Source organism: Ruegeria sp. AD11(2025), from assembly GCF_056542405.1.
On sequence record NZ_JBQFZU010000019.1, the window covers coordinates 73,041 to 90,486 of the forward strand.

Annotated in this window: 16 protein-coding genes; 10 read left to right on the plus strand and 6 right to left on the minus strand. The window is 58.5% G+C overall.

Going from position 1 to position 17,446, the window contains the following annotated elements:
* Positions 1–39: 39 nt before the first annotated feature.
* Together ACR1XY_RS17170 and ACR1XY_RS17175 are read left to right on the plus strand one after the other, a co-directional pair.
* Complete coding sequence (locus ACR1XY_RS17170) at positions 40–1,332, plus strand: gluzincin family metallopeptidase (protein WP_480594880.1); 1,293 nt, start codon at positions 40–42, stop codon at positions 1,330–1,332.
* A gap of 147 nt (positions 1,333–1,479) precedes the next feature.
* Positions 1,480–2,055, plus strand: coding sequence for a hypothetical protein (locus tag ACR1XY_RS17175; RefSeq protein WP_480594883.1), 576 nt, complete (start codon positions 1,480–1,482; stop codon positions 2,053–2,055).
* Between the two features lie 70 nt (positions 2,056–2,125).
* On the opposite strand, the gene ACR1XY_RS17180 is transcribed toward ACR1XY_RS17175, so the two are convergent.
* The 6 genes from ACR1XY_RS17180 to ACR1XY_RS17205 form a co-directional block, all read right to left on the minus strand.
* Positions 2,126–3,895: an adenylate/guanylate cyclase domain-containing protein gene (locus tag ACR1XY_RS17180; RefSeq protein ID WP_480594886.1), complete on the minus strand. Its 1,770-nt coding sequence runs from the start codon at positions 3,893–3,895 to the stop codon at positions 2,126–2,128.
* Between the two features lie 92 nt (positions 3,896–3,987).
* Positions 3,988–4,632 carry a GNAT family N-acetyltransferase gene (locus ACR1XY_RS17185; RefSeq protein ID WP_480594888.1) on the minus strand — a complete coding sequence of 215 codons (645 nt, stop codon included), beginning with the start codon at positions 4,630–4,632 and terminating at the stop codon, positions 3,988–3,990.
* Between the two features lie 192 nt (positions 4,633–4,824).
* Positions 4,825–5,769 carry a substrate-binding domain-containing protein gene (locus ACR1XY_RS17190; RefSeq protein WP_480594890.1) on the minus strand — a complete coding sequence of 315 codons (945 nt, stop codon included), beginning with the start codon at positions 5,767–5,769 and terminating at the stop codon, positions 4,825–4,827.
* A 36-nt stretch (positions 5,770–5,805) separates the two neighbouring features.
* Positions 5,806–6,813: an ABC transporter permease gene (locus ACR1XY_RS17195; RefSeq protein WP_480594892.1), complete on the minus strand. Its 1,008-nt coding sequence runs from the start codon at positions 6,811–6,813 to the stop codon at positions 5,806–5,808.
* Positions 6,810–8,336, minus strand: coding sequence for a sugar ABC transporter ATP-binding protein (locus ACR1XY_RS17200; RefSeq protein ID WP_480594894.1), 1,527 nt, complete (start codon positions 8,334–8,336; stop codon positions 6,810–6,812). Before ACR1XY_RS17200 ends, ACR1XY_RS17195 begins: the two co-directional genes overlap by 4 nt.
* A gap of 40 nt (positions 8,337–8,376) precedes the next feature.
* Positions 8,377–9,930 carry a UxaA family hydrolase gene (locus ACR1XY_RS17205; protein ID WP_480594896.1) on the minus strand — a complete coding sequence of 518 codons (1,554 nt, stop codon included), beginning with the start codon at positions 9,928–9,930 and terminating at the stop codon, positions 8,377–8,379.
* 82 nt (positions 9,931–10,012) lie between these two features.
* Between ACR1XY_RS17205 and ACR1XY_RS17210 the strand changes: the two genes are divergently transcribed.
* From ACR1XY_RS17210 to ACR1XY_RS17245, 8 genes are read left to right on the plus strand one after another with little or no spacing between them, the layout of a single operon-like run.
* Positions 10,013–10,750, plus strand: a complete 738-nt coding sequence (locus ACR1XY_RS17210) for a GntR family transcriptional regulator (RefSeq protein ID WP_480594898.1) — start codon at positions 10,013–10,015, stop codon at positions 10,748–10,750.
* Positions 10,747–11,799 (plus strand): aldo/keto reductase, encoded by a 1,053-nt coding sequence (locus ACR1XY_RS17215; protein WP_480594900.1) that lies wholly within the window; start codon positions 10,747–10,749, stop codon positions 11,797–11,799. The genes ACR1XY_RS17210 and ACR1XY_RS17215 overlap by 4 nt, the downstream gene beginning before the upstream one ends.
* A complete protein-coding gene (locus ACR1XY_RS17220) occupies positions 11,789–12,217 on the plus strand; it encodes an RbsD/FucU family protein (RefSeq protein ID WP_480594902.1) in 429 nt (142 codons plus the stop codon). Before ACR1XY_RS17215 ends, ACR1XY_RS17220 begins: the two co-directional genes overlap by 11 nt.
* Positions 12,214–13,044, plus strand: coding sequence for an amidohydrolase family protein (locus ACR1XY_RS17225; RefSeq protein WP_480594904.1), 831 nt, complete (start codon positions 12,214–12,216; stop codon positions 13,042–13,044). Before ACR1XY_RS17220 ends, ACR1XY_RS17225 begins: the two co-directional genes overlap by 4 nt.
* A 1-nt stretch (position 13,045) precedes the next feature.
* Positions 13,046–14,158, plus strand: a complete 1,113-nt coding sequence (locus ACR1XY_RS17230) for a fumarylacetoacetate hydrolase family protein (protein WP_480594907.1) — start codon at positions 13,046–13,048, stop codon at positions 14,156–14,158.
* A 13-nt stretch (positions 14,159–14,171) separates the two neighbouring features.
* A complete protein-coding gene (locus ACR1XY_RS17235; protein ID WP_480594909.1) occupies positions 14,172–15,674 on the plus strand; it encodes an aldehyde dehydrogenase (NADP(+)) in 1,503 nt (500 codons plus the stop codon).
* 8 nt (positions 15,675–15,682) lie between these two features.
* A complete protein-coding gene (locus tag ACR1XY_RS17240) occupies positions 15,683–16,432 on the plus strand; it encodes an SDR family oxidoreductase (protein WP_480594911.1) in 750 nt (249 codons plus the stop codon).
* 18 nt (positions 16,433–16,450) lie between these two features.
* On the plus strand, positions 16,451–17,293 hold the full coding sequence (locus tag ACR1XY_RS17245) for a fumarylacetoacetate hydrolase family protein (RefSeq protein ID WP_480594913.1): 843 nt from the start codon (positions 16,451–16,453) through the stop codon (positions 17,291–17,293).
* Positions 17,294–17,446: the final 153 nt, after the last annotated feature.

Genomic DNA, 17,446 nt, shown 5'->3' on the forward strand with positions numbered 1-17,446 from the left:
TCACCGGACTTGACCGAGTACCGCACGGGAGGGCGTATTGTGAACTTACCCGAACAGATTGATGAAGAACCCGGTACCCGGTTTCTGCTGTACCCACAGTCTCCGTTTCTGGAGCCCAACGCTCCACTGGAGCTGGTCGAGATTTCTGCACCACAAGGCAGTATCGGGCCCGGGCCGTCGGGGCCGCGCATGTACACGGTTGACCCGGTGGGGAAAACCACCCCTTACGGCGCGATCGTGCCAGGGCCAAATGGGCCGGGCATGTATCTGCCGCCTTGGGACGGTCAAATCCAGCCGCCCGCCATGCCGGATGAATTCGGCAACTTCATCCATATCGATCCCAGCAACCCCGCTTTTGAAGCCGCACATCTGTTCGGTTCGGCTCATTTCACCATGGATGTCTGGCAGGGCTATTTCGACCGCCCGATCCCGTGGCATTTCGCCCGTGATTTCGACCGTCTGGAACTGTCGCTTCTGCCTAGTCTGGACAACGCGCATATCGGTTGGGGCTTTCTGGAAACTGGTGGCACCCATGAGCACGGGGATGAATACCGACCCTATAGCCTGAATTTCGACGTGGTCGCGCATGAGATCGGCCATGCCATCATCTACAGCGTGATCGGGATGCCAACAGATGGCGATGCCTCGGGTGAGTATTACGGATTTCATGAATCCGCTGCCGATCTGGTGGCTTTGTTGGCGTCGCTGCATTTCGGTTCGGTGGTGGATGATTTACTGGAGAACACGCGGGGGAACCTCTACACCTTCAACCGCCTCAGCCGATTTGCCGAACTGTCTGAAAACGCGCAGATCCGGCTTGCGGCGAATGATCGGTCCTTGTCGGAATTCGCCGCCGGATGGTCCAGCGAGCATGCTCTGTCCGAACCCCTGACCGGTGCGATGTTCGATATCTTTGTCGATATCTATCACGAGCGTTTGCTGGTTCACGGCCTGATCTCGGCCGAGGAGGAGAACCTGTCGGATCAGTTGGAAGGATCGCCTGACTATAACCGGGTAATGCAGGGTGTTTTCGACAAGCGATATGCCGAAAACCCCGAAGGCTTTCGCATCGCCCTGCTGGAGGCGCGCGACTATCTGGGCACATATCTGGCTGACACGTGGGAAATGCTGGATGCGGATATGCTCAGCTATTTCGGAGTGGAAAAGGCCCTGCTGGCCGTGGATCAAGAGATCACCGGTGGTGCTTTTCGCAATATTATCGAAGGCAACTTCCGTGTGCGTGACATCGGATTGACAACCGCAGGACCGCGCCTGCCTGATCCTGAAGAAGGCAGTCATTCAAATTCGGTCCGCACGCAGGTGCCGGACTGATGCCTAAAACCCTTTATTTTTAAATGGTTTTGTGGCATTCAATCGAAAGGTGATTTTTAGGAACATTTTGACTCGTGACTTTTCGGGTCTTCGTTAGGGGGGGCGAGGCGTCCCATGTCGTCAAGCCTGCAATCAGGAGATGAGTTTATGCCAGAAACTTTGCTCAGTTTTTCCGAAGTGTTGATTTTCGGACGCGTCCTTGATGACATGAAATACGTCGTCACCGACAAGCGCGGACAGGGAAATAACAAACAACTGGACAAGCAGTTTGCCAAGGACGGCGAAGATGAGCCCAGGTTCGCCAAGATTTACGGGTTCGCCTATGAAGGTACATATTACGACCTTCCCGAACCCGCGATCTTCCTTGTTCATGGCAAAGGAAAAAGCGCCACGGATGGCAATCTGCCGGGAAATCTTGCCTCTCGGGCGCCCAACGATCCATCCAAAAGCGGTGTCGCGGCCGCTGACTATCAGATGGCCAACGACATTATGTACTGGAACTATGACAAGGCTGATCAGACCATGCGTATGGATGTCACGTCGGGTATGTTCGAACAGGTGCTGCTGGACATCTACTTCGGTTTTGACAGCCCCGCGATCAGCGGCGCCCGCGTGAGTGGTGCGCGGGTTAGCGGCGCACGTGTGAGCGGAGCCAGGGTTAGTGGTGCGCGCGTAAGCGGAGCCAGGGTCAGCGGCGCACGTGCGCGGGGCTCGGAAGACTGACGCGGGTAATACTCCGGCGGATAGCAGAATAGATTTGCGAAAGGCCCTGCTCAGCAGGAGCCTTTCTCGTTCAGAACCCAGCTTTTTTCAGGCCCTCGACAAAATGCTGAGTGTCCTCAGGCAGGCGGTCCGGCTGTACATTCTCCCACCGTTTCAATGAGAAATTGGGATGCGCTTTGCGATGTCTATCCGCAATATCTCGCGCGATGTCCAACTGATCGAGATGTGCGAAGCTGGCGGCCAGCAAGCGTTGTCCTTCGGTGGGATTGTTCATCTTGTTGACGGCGTCAATGGCTTCCCTATAGCGCTTGAGGTTGAAATACGCCCCACCCAGATGCCACAGGTACTGGTCCGGGAAGTACGGATTTAACCGCATTGCCTGCTGCAAATGAGTGATTGCCGTTTCGTTGTCACCATAATGTGCCAACGCATCGGCGAAATCGGAATGCATGTCAGCGTCATTCGGGTTCAGCGCCAGAGCACGCCGATAGGATTGCAGCGCTGCATCATGTTCCTTGCGATACAGATGGACATAGCCCAATTCCCCAAAACCACGCGCATCGGTGGGGTCCAGTTCGATTGCACGCTGCGCAAAGGTCAACGCCTGGTCCAGCGCGGTAGAGGGATCCTTGCTCCAGGAATAACGCCAGTCGATATTCAGTGTTCGCGACAGCGCCGCCGCTGCACGGGCATAGCCTTCGTCCCGGTCAAGCGCGGATTGGTAGAAGTCTTGCGCCTTGCGGTTGTCGTTCCGTGTATACTTAAAAATATGGTGCTGACCCTGAAGCACGGAACCATAAGCCTCAAGGTCAGACGGGATCGCCTGAATCATGCGCCGCTTTTCGTGCGATTCAATCATCACCGCGGTGGCGGCCACGATGCACTCGGTCACTTCGTCCAGGATATCGAAAATATCGTCGATCTTGCGATCAAACCGCTCGCCCCAAATGGTGCGTTCGGTTGTGGCATCTATCAATTCCGCCGTAATCCGGATGCGGCTTGCCGACCGGCGCACACTGCCCCGGGCGACATAGCGCACATTCAGCTTTTGCGCCGCCTCTTTCGGTGGCATCGACTGCGTCTTGAAGAAGAAGGACGAGTTCCGCGCAATCACGAACAGATTCCGGAATTTGGACAGGTTCATGATGATGTCGTCGGTCAGCCCCTCGGCGATCCAGCTGTCCGACTCGTCCCCGCTCTGGCTGCTGAAAGGCAGAATGGCGACCGAGGGAGTGTCGGGGCGCTCCAGCACGTCTCCAAGAATTTCGGGCCGCATCGTCCCGGCCATTGTCGCCCCGGCCACCTCACTGCGCACGCAGTAGGTTGAGACGGGGGACAGAATGTTTTTCAACTGTTTGGGACCAAGAAACTCATACCCATAGCGCAGGCGGTTGCAGACTTGGTCATAGACAGCCGAGCTGACGTAGACCCTTTCAGGTTCCGCGATTTCCTGCAGCCGGGCGGCGATATTGACGTTGTCGCCATGGATGCCACGATCATCGATCAGGATTTCTCCCAGATGGACGCCGGCGCGGAACATGAGTCGCTGATCATCGGTGCGCTCTTGGTTGTGCTGGCTGGCAATACGGTGCAGTTCCACCCCGAACTCCACCGCGCTGGTGGCAGTGTCAAACAGGGCCAGAATACCGTCCCCGCGCACCTCGACCACCCGGCCCTGAAACGCAGCGCAGGTCTCTTCGAGTTGAGACATCAATGATTTTAAAGCATTATACGTATCCAGCTCATTCTCGCTCATCAAGCGTGAATACCCGACGACGTCGGCAAACAGGATCGCGCCCAGCTTCTGCGTGATGGAAGGATTTGGACTTGTGGTGTTCACATTCAATACTCGTCTCAGGGGCTGCGTTCGAACCCTATCGTCAGTTTATAGCAAAATGTGCTTTTGCGCTCTGAAAGCGAAATCACACCCCGTTACTCACACTCATCAACTTGCGGTGGCCAGGACCAACCCGAAGTCCCGTCCGACCCGAGGGTCACGACTGTCGCCCGGTCAAGTTCGTTTGCTAGGATGGGGCGCCTGTCCATCCAATCTTGCCTGAGAATGCCAACGACGATCATGTCGTGGAATGTTCCATCCGCGAACCAAGCTTGCCGCATTGTCCCTTCGACCTGACACCCCAGTCTTTCCACGAGGTCGCGACTTATGTGGTTATCTTCCCGATAGTACGAGGTAAGCCGGTTCAAGCCAAGCTGGCGGAATGCAAAATCGGCAACCAGAGCGGTCGCCCTGATAGCCAAACCTAACCGTCTGGCTGATTTTTCGACGAACATGGCAACAACTGCGTCCCGGTTGACTGGGGATATGCCCTCGAGTCCCGCCATTCCAAGAATCTGTCCGCTGCTGGATTCGATAGCGAACCAGCATCTGTTGTCGCTTCCAAATGGGTTCAGCGCGCCGTTCCAGACCTCTTCGGTTTGTGCCATATTGAATGGAATACGTAACGTGCGGTCAAATCGGGCGAGGTCCTCGATATCCTGAAACCAGGGAGTGATGACCTCCAGATCCGCCTTCTCGAGGGGACGCAGCTTGAATACGCTGTTGGATGTGTCTGGCAATGGATCAACTACCTTTAATTAAAGTCAGAAAATACATTCTGGACCCTAACACACTTGTTCATCAAATACGAAACGAGAATACATCGGCCCCGGCGGAATTGCTCCGACGGGCCTGTGTACGGTAGACCAAAGCCAAACGGAAACCGACCCACCTGAAACAGGCGGGCCGGTTCGCCGTGAGTGGTGTGGTCGTTAGTCGTACAGAACGGCCGATATCTTCGGGTCGTCCATGTTAGATGCGTCATAGTAGTAGAAGCCAGTGTCGATGAGCGACGGCACTTCCTCGCCATTCAGAGCGGCAACGGCGGCCTTGACAGTTTCATAGCCAATCCCAACCGGATTCTGAGTAATGGCCCCCGCCATCAGACCGCTTTTGATCGCGTCTTTCTGTGCTTTGCCGCTGTCATATCCGATAATGACCAGCCCTTCGGTGCCCAGTTCCTGCACGCCGTTTACTACACCGATGGCCGAGCCTTCGTTGGTACCGAAAATACCTTTCAAATCCGGGTTTGCGGTCAGGATCGCCTTGGTGACCTCGGTAGATTTCAGGTGGTCGCCTTGGCCGTATTGAACGGTGACAACCTCAATATCCGGGTACTTCTCGGCAATGCGGTTTACGAACCCGTCGCGGCGGTCGATGCCGGTGCGGCTGGTCTGGTCATGCGCGACCACGGCGACCTTGCCTTTGCCACCCAGCATTTCGGCCATCTTGTCTGCGGCCAGACCTGCTGCGGCCAGGTTGTCTGTTGTTGCGGTCGAGACCGGGATGTCGCTGTCGACGCCACTGTCAAAGGCGATGATCGGGATACCTTTTTCGTCAGCCTGTTTCAGCAGCGGGATGGCGGCCTGACTGTCCAAAGCGGCAAAGCCTATTGCCTTGGGATTGTTGGCCAACGCCGCGGCCAGCATGTCGATTTGGCGGTCGACCATAGTCTCGTTGTCGGGCCCTTCGAAAGTAATGGTCACACCATATTCGTCCGCGGCCTGTTCGGCGCCGGATTTCACCGCCTGCCAGAACTGGTGCTGGAAGCCTTTGGACACAAGCGGAATGAAAACATCCTCGGCCACAGCCATCGAGGCCGGAGCCACAAGGGTGGCCGCGCTCAGCGCCCCCAGAATAAAACGACGTGTAAACATAATTCTCTCCTCCTTGTTGGTCGTTTGTGTGTAAGCTCAGCCAATTTTCTTGCGCCGTGCCATGTCGGCATAAACGGCCAGAATGATGATCGCGCCGGTCACGACGGTCTGCCATTCCTGTGCCACAGACAGAACGCGCAACCCATTGGTCAGTACTGCCATGATCAGCGCACCGATCAGCGTACCCAGGATCGTGCCGCGCCCACCGGACAGGGATGTGCCCCCGATCACCACGGCCGCGATGGCCTCCAGTTCGTAACCCAGACCCAGCGCGGGCTGCGCCGAGTTCAGGCGTGACGCTATTAGGATACCGGCGATACCGCAGATTGCTCCGGCCAGCGCGTAGATGCGCATTTTCCACATGTCGGTGTTCACTCCGGACAGGCGCACCGCCTCTTCGTTCGATCCCAGCGCAAAGGTGTAGCGCCCCAGAACCGTGCGGCCCAGAATATACGAGGCCGCGATGGCCACGAGGAACAGGATCAGCACGCCGTTGGGGATGGGTAGCGCTGGGACAACCTCTCCGACCAGGGACCCGCGCGAGATCTGGTCGAAACCTGGAGTGTCGTTAAAATAGATCGGGCGCGTGCCCGAAATTACCAGCGAAAGGCCCTTGAGGATCAGCATCATGCCCAGCGTGGCGATGAAGGGCGGGATTTTCATCTTGGCCACAAACGTACCAGAGCACAGACCGCAGAGCGCCCCTGCCCCAATGGCCGCCGCAACACCCAGCAGCAACGGCATCCCCAGATAGGTCAGTACCACCCCGGCGATCACCGCGCAAAACGTCATCAGCGTGCCCAGCGACAGATCGATCCCGCCTGTAATGATGATCAAAGTCGCCGCCACGGCCAGCACCCCGTTGACCGAGGTGGCCTGCAGAATGGCGATCATGTTCGAGGTTTGCATGAAATTCGGCGACGCGATCGAGAACCCGATCAGCAGGGCAATCAAACTGGCAAACGCCAGCAGCTTTTGATAGGCGCCGCTCTCCGACAGACCCGCAAGCGGCTTCTTCTTGTCGATATCCGTGGCTGTGGTCATTGGACTGTCCCTGTTACCTGCATCGCCGCCTTGCGTTGGGTGGCCAGATGCATGATGTCTTCCTGAGTGGTGTCTTTCCCGCCGGGCAGAATGCCAGTCAGTCGGCCTTCGCACATCACGGCGATGCGGTGGCTGAGGCGCATGATCTCGGGCAGTTCCGATGAAATCACGATGATCGTCTTGCCCTGCCCGGCCAGTTCTTCGAGAAGCTTGTAGATCTCGGATTTTGCGCCCACGTCGATGCCACGGGTGGGCTCGTCAAAGATCAGGATATCGCAGTCGCGCAGCAGCCATTTGGCGATGACGACCTTCTGCTGATTGCCGCCAGACAACAACCGTACCTCCTGCACGTCCGAGGGAGTACGTATACCCAACTGATTGATGTAACTTTTGGCCGTGGAGCTGATTTCGCCGTCGTTCAGAACCCCACCCGTCGCGGTGAACAGGTCCATCGAGGCCAGAGCGATATTGTCCCGCACGTTCATGCCCGTTGCCAGACCGAAGTGCTTGCGGTCTTCCGACAGATACCCGATCCCCGCGTTCACCGCATCCTTGGGAGACTTGATCGACACGGGGTTCCCATGCACCCGAACCTCCCCCCTGTCTTTGGGGTCGGCCCCGAAAATGGCGCGGGCCACTTCGGTGCGCCCTGCCCCCATCAACCCGGCAAAACCCAGTATTTCACCTTTCTGAACCGAGAAGCTGACGTCGTGAATGTCCTTTCCCCGTGTCAGGCCGGAAACCTGCAGCGACACTTCGGCAGCGCCCAGATCCGGAACGTCCAGTGGTTTCTCGTTCACCTCGCGCCCCACCATCATCGCGATGATCCGGCTAATAGGTGTGTCCGCCGCGTCCACGGTGCCAACATATTCACCGTCACGCATGACGGTGACGCGGTCGGCGATCTGCTTCAGTTCGTTCATCTTGTGGCTGATGTAGACAATGCCCACGCCTTCGGCCTTGAGGCGGCGGATGATGACAAACAGTTCGGCAATCTCAGCATCGTTCAGTGCCGCTGTTGGTTCGTCCATGACCAGGACCTTAGACCGATAAGACAACGCCTTTGCGATCTCGACCATCTGCTGTTTCGCAATGGTCAGGCTACCAACCAGTGTTCTCGGTTCCAGCGACAGGTTCATCAAGGCAAAAATTTCGGAGGTTTGCGCGTTCAGTGCGACCTCGTCCAGACGGCCGAAACTCTTGTGCGGCTCGCGTCCGATAAAGATGTTCTGCGCCACCGTCAGGTCATTCATAAGGCTCAGTTCCTGATGGATGATGCCGATTCCCAGATCCTGCGCCTCGCGCGGGGTGGTTGGGCTGACCGATTTGCCTTCGATTACCAGATCACCGCCATCGCGCTGGTAGATCCCTGACAGAATCTTCATCAGTGTGCTTTTCCCGGCCCCGTTCTCACCCATCAGCGCGTGAACCTCGCCCGGGAACAGATCGAACTGCACGGATTTCAGCGCGTGCACTCCGGGGAAATGCTTGTCGATCCCCGTCATGTCGACCAGTTTTGTCATTTCTCCTCCCATATCGCCCTCTCCCCAAGGGCTGCGCGGGTTACATCACCGCGCCGATTTGCCAGGGGACGAACTCGACGCCCCCAAAGCCAAGTTCCTCACTTTTGGTTCTCTCGCCTGAGGCGACCCGGATCAGAATTTCGAACAGCTGTTCGCCCTTGGCTTCGATGCTGATGCCTTCGGTGACGATATCCCCGCAGTTCAGGTCCATGTCGTCTGCCATGCGCGCATACATTTCGGAGTTGGTGGCCAGTTTGATGCAGGGGGTCGGCTGATAGCCGGAAACCGAACCCCGCCCGGTGGTGAACACGATCAGATTTGCGCCCGAGGCCACCTGACCGGTGACCGAACAAGGATCGAATCCGGGGCTATCCATGAAGACAAAACCCTTCTTGTCGATCATCTCGCCGAATTTGTAGACGTCCCGCATCGGAGCGGTGCCGCCCTTGGCCACTGCGCCCAGCGATTTCTCCAAAATTGTCGTCAGGCCGCCTCGCTTGTTGCCGGGGCTGGGATTGTTGTCCATCTCACCGCCGTTGCGGGCGGTATAATCTTCCCACCAACGGATGCGATCGATCAGCTTCTGGCCGACCTCCGGTGTTTCGGCGCGGCGGGTCAAAAGATGCTCTGCCCCGTAAATCTCGGAGGTTTCCGACAGGATTGTCGTGCCGCCATGGCGCACCAGCAGGTCCGAGGCATATCCCAGCGCCGGATTGGCGGTGATCCCTGAATACCCATCCGATCCACCGCACTGCATCCCGACCGTGATCGCACTGACCGGGGTCGGAGTGCGCTTCGCCTGATTGGCCAGTTCCGCAATACCGCGCAACTCATGCAAGCCGCGCTCGATGGTGCGGCGGGTGCCGCCTTCGTTCTGGATGGTCATGTAGCGCAGCGCGCCATCCTGACGGATTGGACGACCGCCGACCAGATCCGCGATTTGCATGACCTCGCAGCCCAACCCTATCAGCAGAATGCCAGCAAAGTTTGGATGCTGGGCATATCCAGCCAGAGTGCGGAACAGGGTCGCATAACCTTCGTTCTTACCTGACATGCCGCAGCCGGTGCCGTGTACGATCGGTACCACGCCGTCGATATTGGGATAATTGTCCAACAGGCACGTTTTTACAGCCGCTTCGGCAATAAAACGCGCGACCGAGCCCGAACAATTCACCGTTGTCAGAATGCCGATATAATTGCGCGTTCCAACCTTTCCGTCGGCTCGGTGAAAGCCCTGAAAAGTGCGGCCTTCATTCAGTGCCGCCAATGGCGTGTTGGCGCTGGCATGGGCATAATCCTGTTGATGCGCGCCCATCCCAAGATTGTGCAGGTGAACATGATCGCCAGGGTTGATGTCACTTTTTGCCTGTCCGATGATTTGCCCGTAGCGAATAACACTCTCACCTGCAGCAATTGCGGTTACGGCGATCTTGTGCCCGCGATTGACAGGGCCGGACAGGGGTGTGGTCAGGCCGGCTGGCCAGTCTTCGGCGTGCAAATCGCGCAGCGCGATCACGACATTATCATCTGGGTTCAGCTTGACCGTATCGCGCGTCGCCGTTCCGAAGGCCTTATTTTTATGGCTTGCGTGCATCTTGTCCCCGCTTGACTGCTCTGATTGCTAAAACTTGACCGCGCACTTGTCAACTAACATGTTAGTATGATAGTTCGATCCCATGAGCAAACTACAAGACATCAACGAGCAGCTTTTGCGCGACATTGCGTCGGATGAAGGCTCGCTGGCGCAGCGGGTTTATCAGGCGATCAAACAAGCCATTTTGTCACTGGACTTTCCGCCCGGTGCAACGCTCAGAAAAGCGCCAATCTGCGAGCGGCTGGACGTTTCGCGCGCGCCCGTGGCCGAGGCGATTGCCCGGTTGGCCGCCGAGGGGCTGGTGGATGTCGTGCCGCAGTCGGGAACGCGGGTATCGTTTTTCTCGATGCCGGAAATCCGCGAAGGTATGTTCCTGCGCGAGGCTTTGGAACTGGCAACTGTTGCCAAGGTGGCACGCGACTTGACCGAGGAGCAGCGCAAGCAGCTCAACCGGAACATGCGCCTGCAGGAGCTGTTGATCGAGGATGAGGATATTCCCGGTTTCTATCAGGCTGATGAAGAATTCCATGCGTTGCTGATGCAGTTCACCGGTTTCAAACGTCTGAGCGACGTGGCGCAGACCGTATCGCTGCAAGTCAGCCGCGCCCGGATGCTGTTGCTGCCGACGCCGGGACGCATTGCGGAAACTCTGGAAGAGCATCGCGCCATTCACGCCGCCATTATGGACTGTAACGAGCAGGCCGCGCAGGCGGCCATGCGGCACCACCTGGGACAGCTCATGCCGCGTATCGAGGTTCTGATTCAGGAACAACCGCATCTTTTCAACATCACCACCCATGCAGCACGGGAAGCAGGATGACCGTTTCGCAAACCGAACTCTTGAACCATCGCACCAAAAGACCAGTACCTCTGACTCGTATGGGGTTCGGTGGCGCGCCTCTGGGCAATCTCTATCGCAAAGTCTCGGACGAGGACGCGCAGGCCGCATTACAGGCTGCCTATGATGCGGGCATCCGGTTTTTCGACACCGCGCCGCAGTATGGGCTCGGCCGGTCCGAGCACCGGTTTGGTGAGGCGATCGCCCGATTTGGGCGCGAAACCATCCAGCTTTCGACCAAGATCGGGCGTCTGCTGCTGGATTGCGAGCCGCACGAGGTTACACCCGAATCCTTTGTAGACGTGCCGCAGAAACGCATCGTGTTCGATTACACCTATGACGGTGTGATGCGGTCCTATGAAGCGAGCCGGGACCGGCTCGGCATCACCAATGCTGATATCCTGCTGGTGCATGACGTCTGCGTTTTCAGCCAGGGCAGTCAGGAGATGTCGGATGCCAAGGTGCGCGAACTGTTCGATGGTGGCGGCTACAACGCACTGACCGAGCTGCGGGATGCAGGTGAGGTCGCCGCGATTGGTGCCGGAGTGAACGAATGGCAGGTCTGCAAGAAACTGTTGGGGTTAGGTGATTTCGACGGCTTTCTGTTGGCCGGGCGGTATACGTTGCTGGAGCAGGAGGCGTTGGACAGTTTCCTGCCGCTCTGTGAAGAACGTGATGTGGGCATCATTCTGGGTGGACCGTACAACTCAGGCATCTTAGCCACCGGAGCGATACCGGGGGCCAAGTATAACTACGCTGATGCGCCAGAGGAGATCTTGAATCGCGTGCGCAAGATCGAAGCGGTCTGCGCCGCGCATGACACGCCGCTCATTGCGGCCGCGCTGCAGTTCGTTCTGGGTCACCCTTGCGTCAAAACCGTAGTCCCCGGCGCGGTCAGCGCTGCCGAAGTGCAGGCCAATGTCGCCTTGCTGAACCGCAGGATTCCGTCAAGTTTCTGGTCTGATCTGCAGTCCGAGGGACTGATCCGCCCCGACGCACCCCTGCCCGCCGAGGCTGCCAATGCTGCATAACATCGACCCAATCCTCTCGCCCGATCTTCTGCACACCCTGCGAGCCATGGGGCACGGGGATGAGATCGTGATCGCGGATGCGAATTTTCCGGGCTCAAGCATTGGCCCGGTTTGCATCCGCGCCGACGGGTCCTCGGCAAGCGAAATACTGCGGGCTGTACTGTCCGTCATGCCGTTGGATACATTCGTGCCTGATCCGGCGCTGACCATGCAGGTGGTCGGTGACCCGGACGCCGTGCCCGAAGCCGTGGCCGATTTTCAGACCGTCATTGATGCGACGGCAGATAACCCCGCCCGCATTCAGGGGCTGGACCGGTTTGCCTTCTATGACCGTGCCGCCAACGCCTTTGCCATCGTTCAGACGGGTGAGCAAAGGCTGTACGGCAACATTATCCTCAAAAAGGGCGTCATTGGATGAAGATCGACGCACATCAGCATTTCTGGTCGTTGGCGCGCGGTGATTACGGCTGGCTGACGCTAGAACTTGCTGCGATATACCGCGATTTCTCACCGGGCGATCTTGCCCCCCTCATCAAGGCGGCAGGTATTGAAGGCACGGTTCTGGTGCAAGCCGCACCAACGGTGGCCGAGACGGAGTATATGTTGTCTCTGGCTGATCGGACTCCGTTCATCAAAGGCGTGGTCGGATGGGTCGATTTCGAAGCCGCTGATGCGCCGACACAGATTGAAAAGTTGTCGGCGAACCCGATCCTGGTTGGGTTGCGGCCAATGATTCAGGACATCCCGGACCCAAATTGGATGATGGGAGAGGTTTTGATCCCGGCATTTGAGGCAGTGCAGCGTCACGACCTCACCTTTGATGCCCTGACGTTGCCGCAGCATCTCGGCCCTTTGCGCCAGCTGTTGGAGCGCCATCCGCAGATGCGTGCGGTCCTTGATCACGGGTCTAAACCCCTGATCAAGGAGGGGGCGATTTCCGGGTGGGCTGAAGACATGGCTGCCCTTGCCCGCGATACCGACGCCTGGTGCAAGCTGTCCGGGCTGGTCACCGAAGCCGCGCCAGGTTGGACAGTCGATGACCTGCGTCCCTATGTCGATCATCTGCTGGACACGTTCGGCCCGTCCCGCATGATCTGGGGCAGTGATTGGCCGGTCTGCACATTGGCCAGCAGCTACCAGCGCTGGCTCGACACTACTGACGAGTTGCTGAGCGCACTGAACGAAACCGAACGCAGAGCGGTGCTGGGAGGCAATGCCGCTCGAGCCTACAACCTCAGGGACTGAAATGAAATTTCCGAAATTGGATACCAGCGGTTTGTGGTTGGGGCGTGTGGAGCGCGCGGGTATTGGCCCCTCCGTTGTAACCCTGCGCGACGGACATGTGTTTGATATCACCTCCAAAGAGGCACCGACGGTGCGCGACGTCCTGGAACGGGAGGACGCCGCCGACTATACGCGCTCGGCACCGGGTGAAACGTTGGGTCCGCAGCGTGGAGACCATCATTGGCTGGCCCCCTGCGATCTGCAGGTGATTAAGGCCTGCGGTGTCACCTTCGCGGGTTCTATGGTCGAGCGTGTGATCGAAGAGCAAGCCGCGGGTGACCCGGCCAAGGCTGAGGCAATCCGCACCCGTATCGGTGCCCGCATCGGTGACAGCCTGACCAACATTGTGCCGGGGTCCGACGCGGCGGCGCAGGTCAAAGAGGCACTGATCACTGAGGGTCTGTGGAGCCAATATCTTGAGGTTGGGATTGGTCCGGATGCCGAGGTGTTCTCCAAGGCGCAGGCGCTGTCTTCGGTGGGGTTTGGCGCGGATGTTGGCCTGCACCCCATTTCAGTCTGGAACAACCCAGAACCCGAGGTCGTTCTTGCCGTCAACTCACAAGGTAAGATCAAGGGTGCGACGCTGGGCAATGACGTCAACCTGCGCGATGTCGAAGGGCGCTCGGCCCTGTTGTTGAGCAAGGCCAAGGACAACAACGCCTCTTGTGCGATCGGGCCGATGATCCGATTGTTCGATGACAGTTTCACGCTGGATGACGTTCGCACCGCAGAGCTGATGCTGACCGTGGCTGGTCCTGATGGGTTTGCGATGCAAGGCCATTCCTCGATGGCGCAAATCAGCCGCGATCCGGTCGATCTGGTGGCTCAGACCATCGGGCGGCATCACCAGTATCCCGACGGATTGATGCTGTTTCTTGGAACCCTCTTTGCACCGACTCAGGATCGCGATACTCCGGGGGGAGGGTTCACTCATAAACTGGGTGATATCGTCACGATTTCAAGCGATAAGCTAGGTGCGCTGACCAACACGGTGCGCTTGTCGACCGAATGCCCGGAATGGAAATTCGGGGCGTCCCACCTGATGCGAAACCTCGCCCGGCGCGGGCTGATTTAAGGAAAATTAGAACATGTTGACCGGAAAACACCTGATCGCCGGCGAATGGGTCGGGACCGAGGCCACTTTTTCATCAGACCCCGCACACGGGCGAAGCCACGACTTTTCCGTAGGGACGCCAGCGCATGTGGATGCCGCCGTTCAGGCCGCAGAAGCGGCTTTTGCCACCTTCGGTTGGTCCATGCGGGCTGACCGGGCCGCGCTGTTGCGGAAAATCGCGGACGAGATTGACGCACGCGGCGATGCAATCACCGAGATCGGGTGTCAGGAAACCGGCCTGCCCGAGGCGCGACTGCAAGGCGAAAGGGGCCGGACTGTTGGCCAGCTTCGGCTGTTTGCGGACCACATCGAAGTCGGAGAGTATCTGGACCATCGTCACGATCCCGCCCTGCCGGATCGCGCACCCCTGCCCCGCCCTGACTTGCGGATGATCCAGCGCCCCCTGGGCCCGGTTGCAGTGTTCGGGGCGTCGAACTTCCCGCTGGCGTTCTCGGTCGCGGGTGGGGACACGGCGGCGGCATTGGCTGCGGGATGTCCGGTTGTCGTCAAAGGCCATCCGGCGCATCCCGGAACGGGTGAGATCGTGGCGCAGGCGATTGACGCCGCGATCAAGGCGACCGGCAATCCCGCTGGTACGTTCTCGCTGATCCAAAGCGACGGAATCGGGGTCGGAACGGCCTTGGCACAGCATCCGCTGATCCGGGCGGTCGGTTTTACCGGGTCGTTGCGCGCCGGTCGGGCGCTGTTCGATATCTGTGTAAAGCGTCCCGAACCCATCCCGTTCTTTGGTGAGCTGGGCTCGGTCAACCCTATGTTTGTTCTGCCCAAAGCCGCTGCGGCGCGGGGCCCCGAGATTGGCACCGGCTGGGCGGGATCGCTGAACATGGGCGCAGGCCAGTTCTGCACCAATCCCGGTATCGCCGTTGTGGTTGACGGACCGGATGCCGATGCCCTGCAGGCGGCGGTGCAGTCCGCTTTGAGTGAAACGGCCGAGCAAACGATGCTGACCAGCGGTATCGCGAACGCCTACCGCAAAGGCGTGGCACAATTCGCCGAGGCGGCCGGGGTTACTCAAATCGTCAACAAGGCCAGCGCACCCCGCACCGCTGCCCCTAACCTGTTTGTCGTTTCCGGCGACAATTGGCTGGCCGATGACAGCCTGCATGAAGAAGTGTTTGGCCCCACCGGCATCATCGTGCGCGCCCGGGACATTGAACAGATGACCGACATCGCCCGTGCTGTCGAAGGGCAACTGACCTGCACCCTGCACATGGACGCCGACGATGCGGACACCGCGCGTAAACTGGTGCCTGTGCTGGAACGCAAGGCAGGCCGGTTGCTGGCCAACGGTTTCCCCACCGGGGTCGAGGTTTGTGACAGCATGGTGCATGGCGGCCCCTACCCCGCTTCGACCAATTTCGGCGCAACCTCGGTCGGCACCTTGTCGATCCGACGTTTTCTGCGGCCGGTTTGCTATCAGAACCTGCCGACCGACCTTTTGCCTGATCAAGTGTGAGAGACGAGATGACTTCCCGTTCCAACCGTCTGTCCGGCAAAACAGCCCTGATCACCGCTGCAGGTCAGGGTATCGGGCGCGCCTCGGCTGAGCTTTTTGCGGCGCAGGGCGCGCAGGTCATTGCCTGTGATATCAATGACGCTTCGCTGGCCGAACTGGCTGCAATCACCGGTATCCAGATCCTGAAACTGGACGTCACCGACGCGAAAGCAGTTCAGGCCGCCACGGCGGAGTTGCCGCCTTTGGACGTGTTGTTCAACTGCGCAGGCTATGTTGCGGGCGGATCCATTCTGGAGTGCGAGGAAAAGGACTGGGACTTCAGCTTCGATCTGAACGTCAAGGCCATGTACCGGCTCATTCGTCTGACCCTGCCTGCGATGCTGGAAAATGGTGGTGGATCGATCATCAACATGTCTTCGGTCGCGTCGTCTCTGAAAGGCGTGCCGAACCGGTTTGCTTATTGTGCCTCCAAGGCGGCGGTGATTGGTTTGACCAAGTCGGTCGCTGCGGATTTTGTCACGCAGGGCATCCGCTGCAACGCGATCTGTCCCGGTACGGTCGACAGCCCCAGCCTGCATGACCGACTGCGATCCACCGGGGATTACGAACAAGCCATGACGGACTTCATCGCGCGCCAACCGATGGGGCGGATCGGAACAGCTGATGAGGTGGCGGAGCTTGCGCTGTATCTTGCAAGCGACGCCAGCAACTACACCACAGGGCAGCCCTTTGCCATCGACGGCGGCTGGACCATCTGAGTTGAAAAGGAACAGGAAATGAAACTTTTACGCTATGGGCCGGTTGGCGCGGAAAAGCCCGGTGTGCTGAATGCGAATGGCAAAATTCGCGATCTGTCCGGCGTCATTGATGATGTCGCGGGCGATGTGCTGAGCGAAGAGGGTCTGGCGCGCCTGCGCGGGCTCGAACTGGCCGGGCTGCCCGTTGTCGAGGGCAACCCGCGCATCGGTGCCTGTGTTGGACAGGTCGGCAAGTTCATCTGTATCGGTCTGAACTATGCCGATCATGCCGTCGAAAGCGGAATGGAACTGCCCGCCGAACCGGTGATCTTTTTCAAAGCGACCTCTGCCATCGTCGGTCCTAACGATACCGTGGAAATCCCGCGTGGCTCGGTCAAAACAGATTGGGAAGTCGAGCTGGGCGTCGTCATCGGCAAAGAGGCGAAATACGTTTCCGAGGCCGAAGCGCTGGACCACGTGGCTGGCTATTGCGTGGTCAATGACCTGTCAGAGCGTGACTTTCAGCTGCATCGCTCGGGTCAGTGGGTTAAAGGCAAATCGGCGGACACATTCGGCCCGATCGGGCCTTGGTTGGTGACACGGGATGAGGTCGCCGATCCGCAGAACCTGCCGATGTATCTTGAGGTGAACGGCCACCGCTATCAGGACGGATCCACCAACACGATGCATTTCGGTGTGGCGACTGTTGTCTCGCACCTGTCGCAATTCATGTCGCTGCAACCGGGTGATGTGATCTCGACAGGAACGCCCCCGGGCGTGGGCATGGGGCAAAACCCGCAGACCTATCTGAAGCCGGGCGACATGCTAGAGCTTGGTATCGAAGGGCTGGGCATTCAGCGTCAGGACGTCGTGCAGGGCTGACCCATACATAAAAGGCCCTGGCCAGATAGACCGGACCCCTATTTGTTTCTACTGACGGGCGATCAGCCTGGCCATGGCAGGGAGTATGTTTTGACGTTTGTGAAGAATTTCATCGCTTCGATGACACCTTCCTTGACGCCGTTGCCGCTGTCC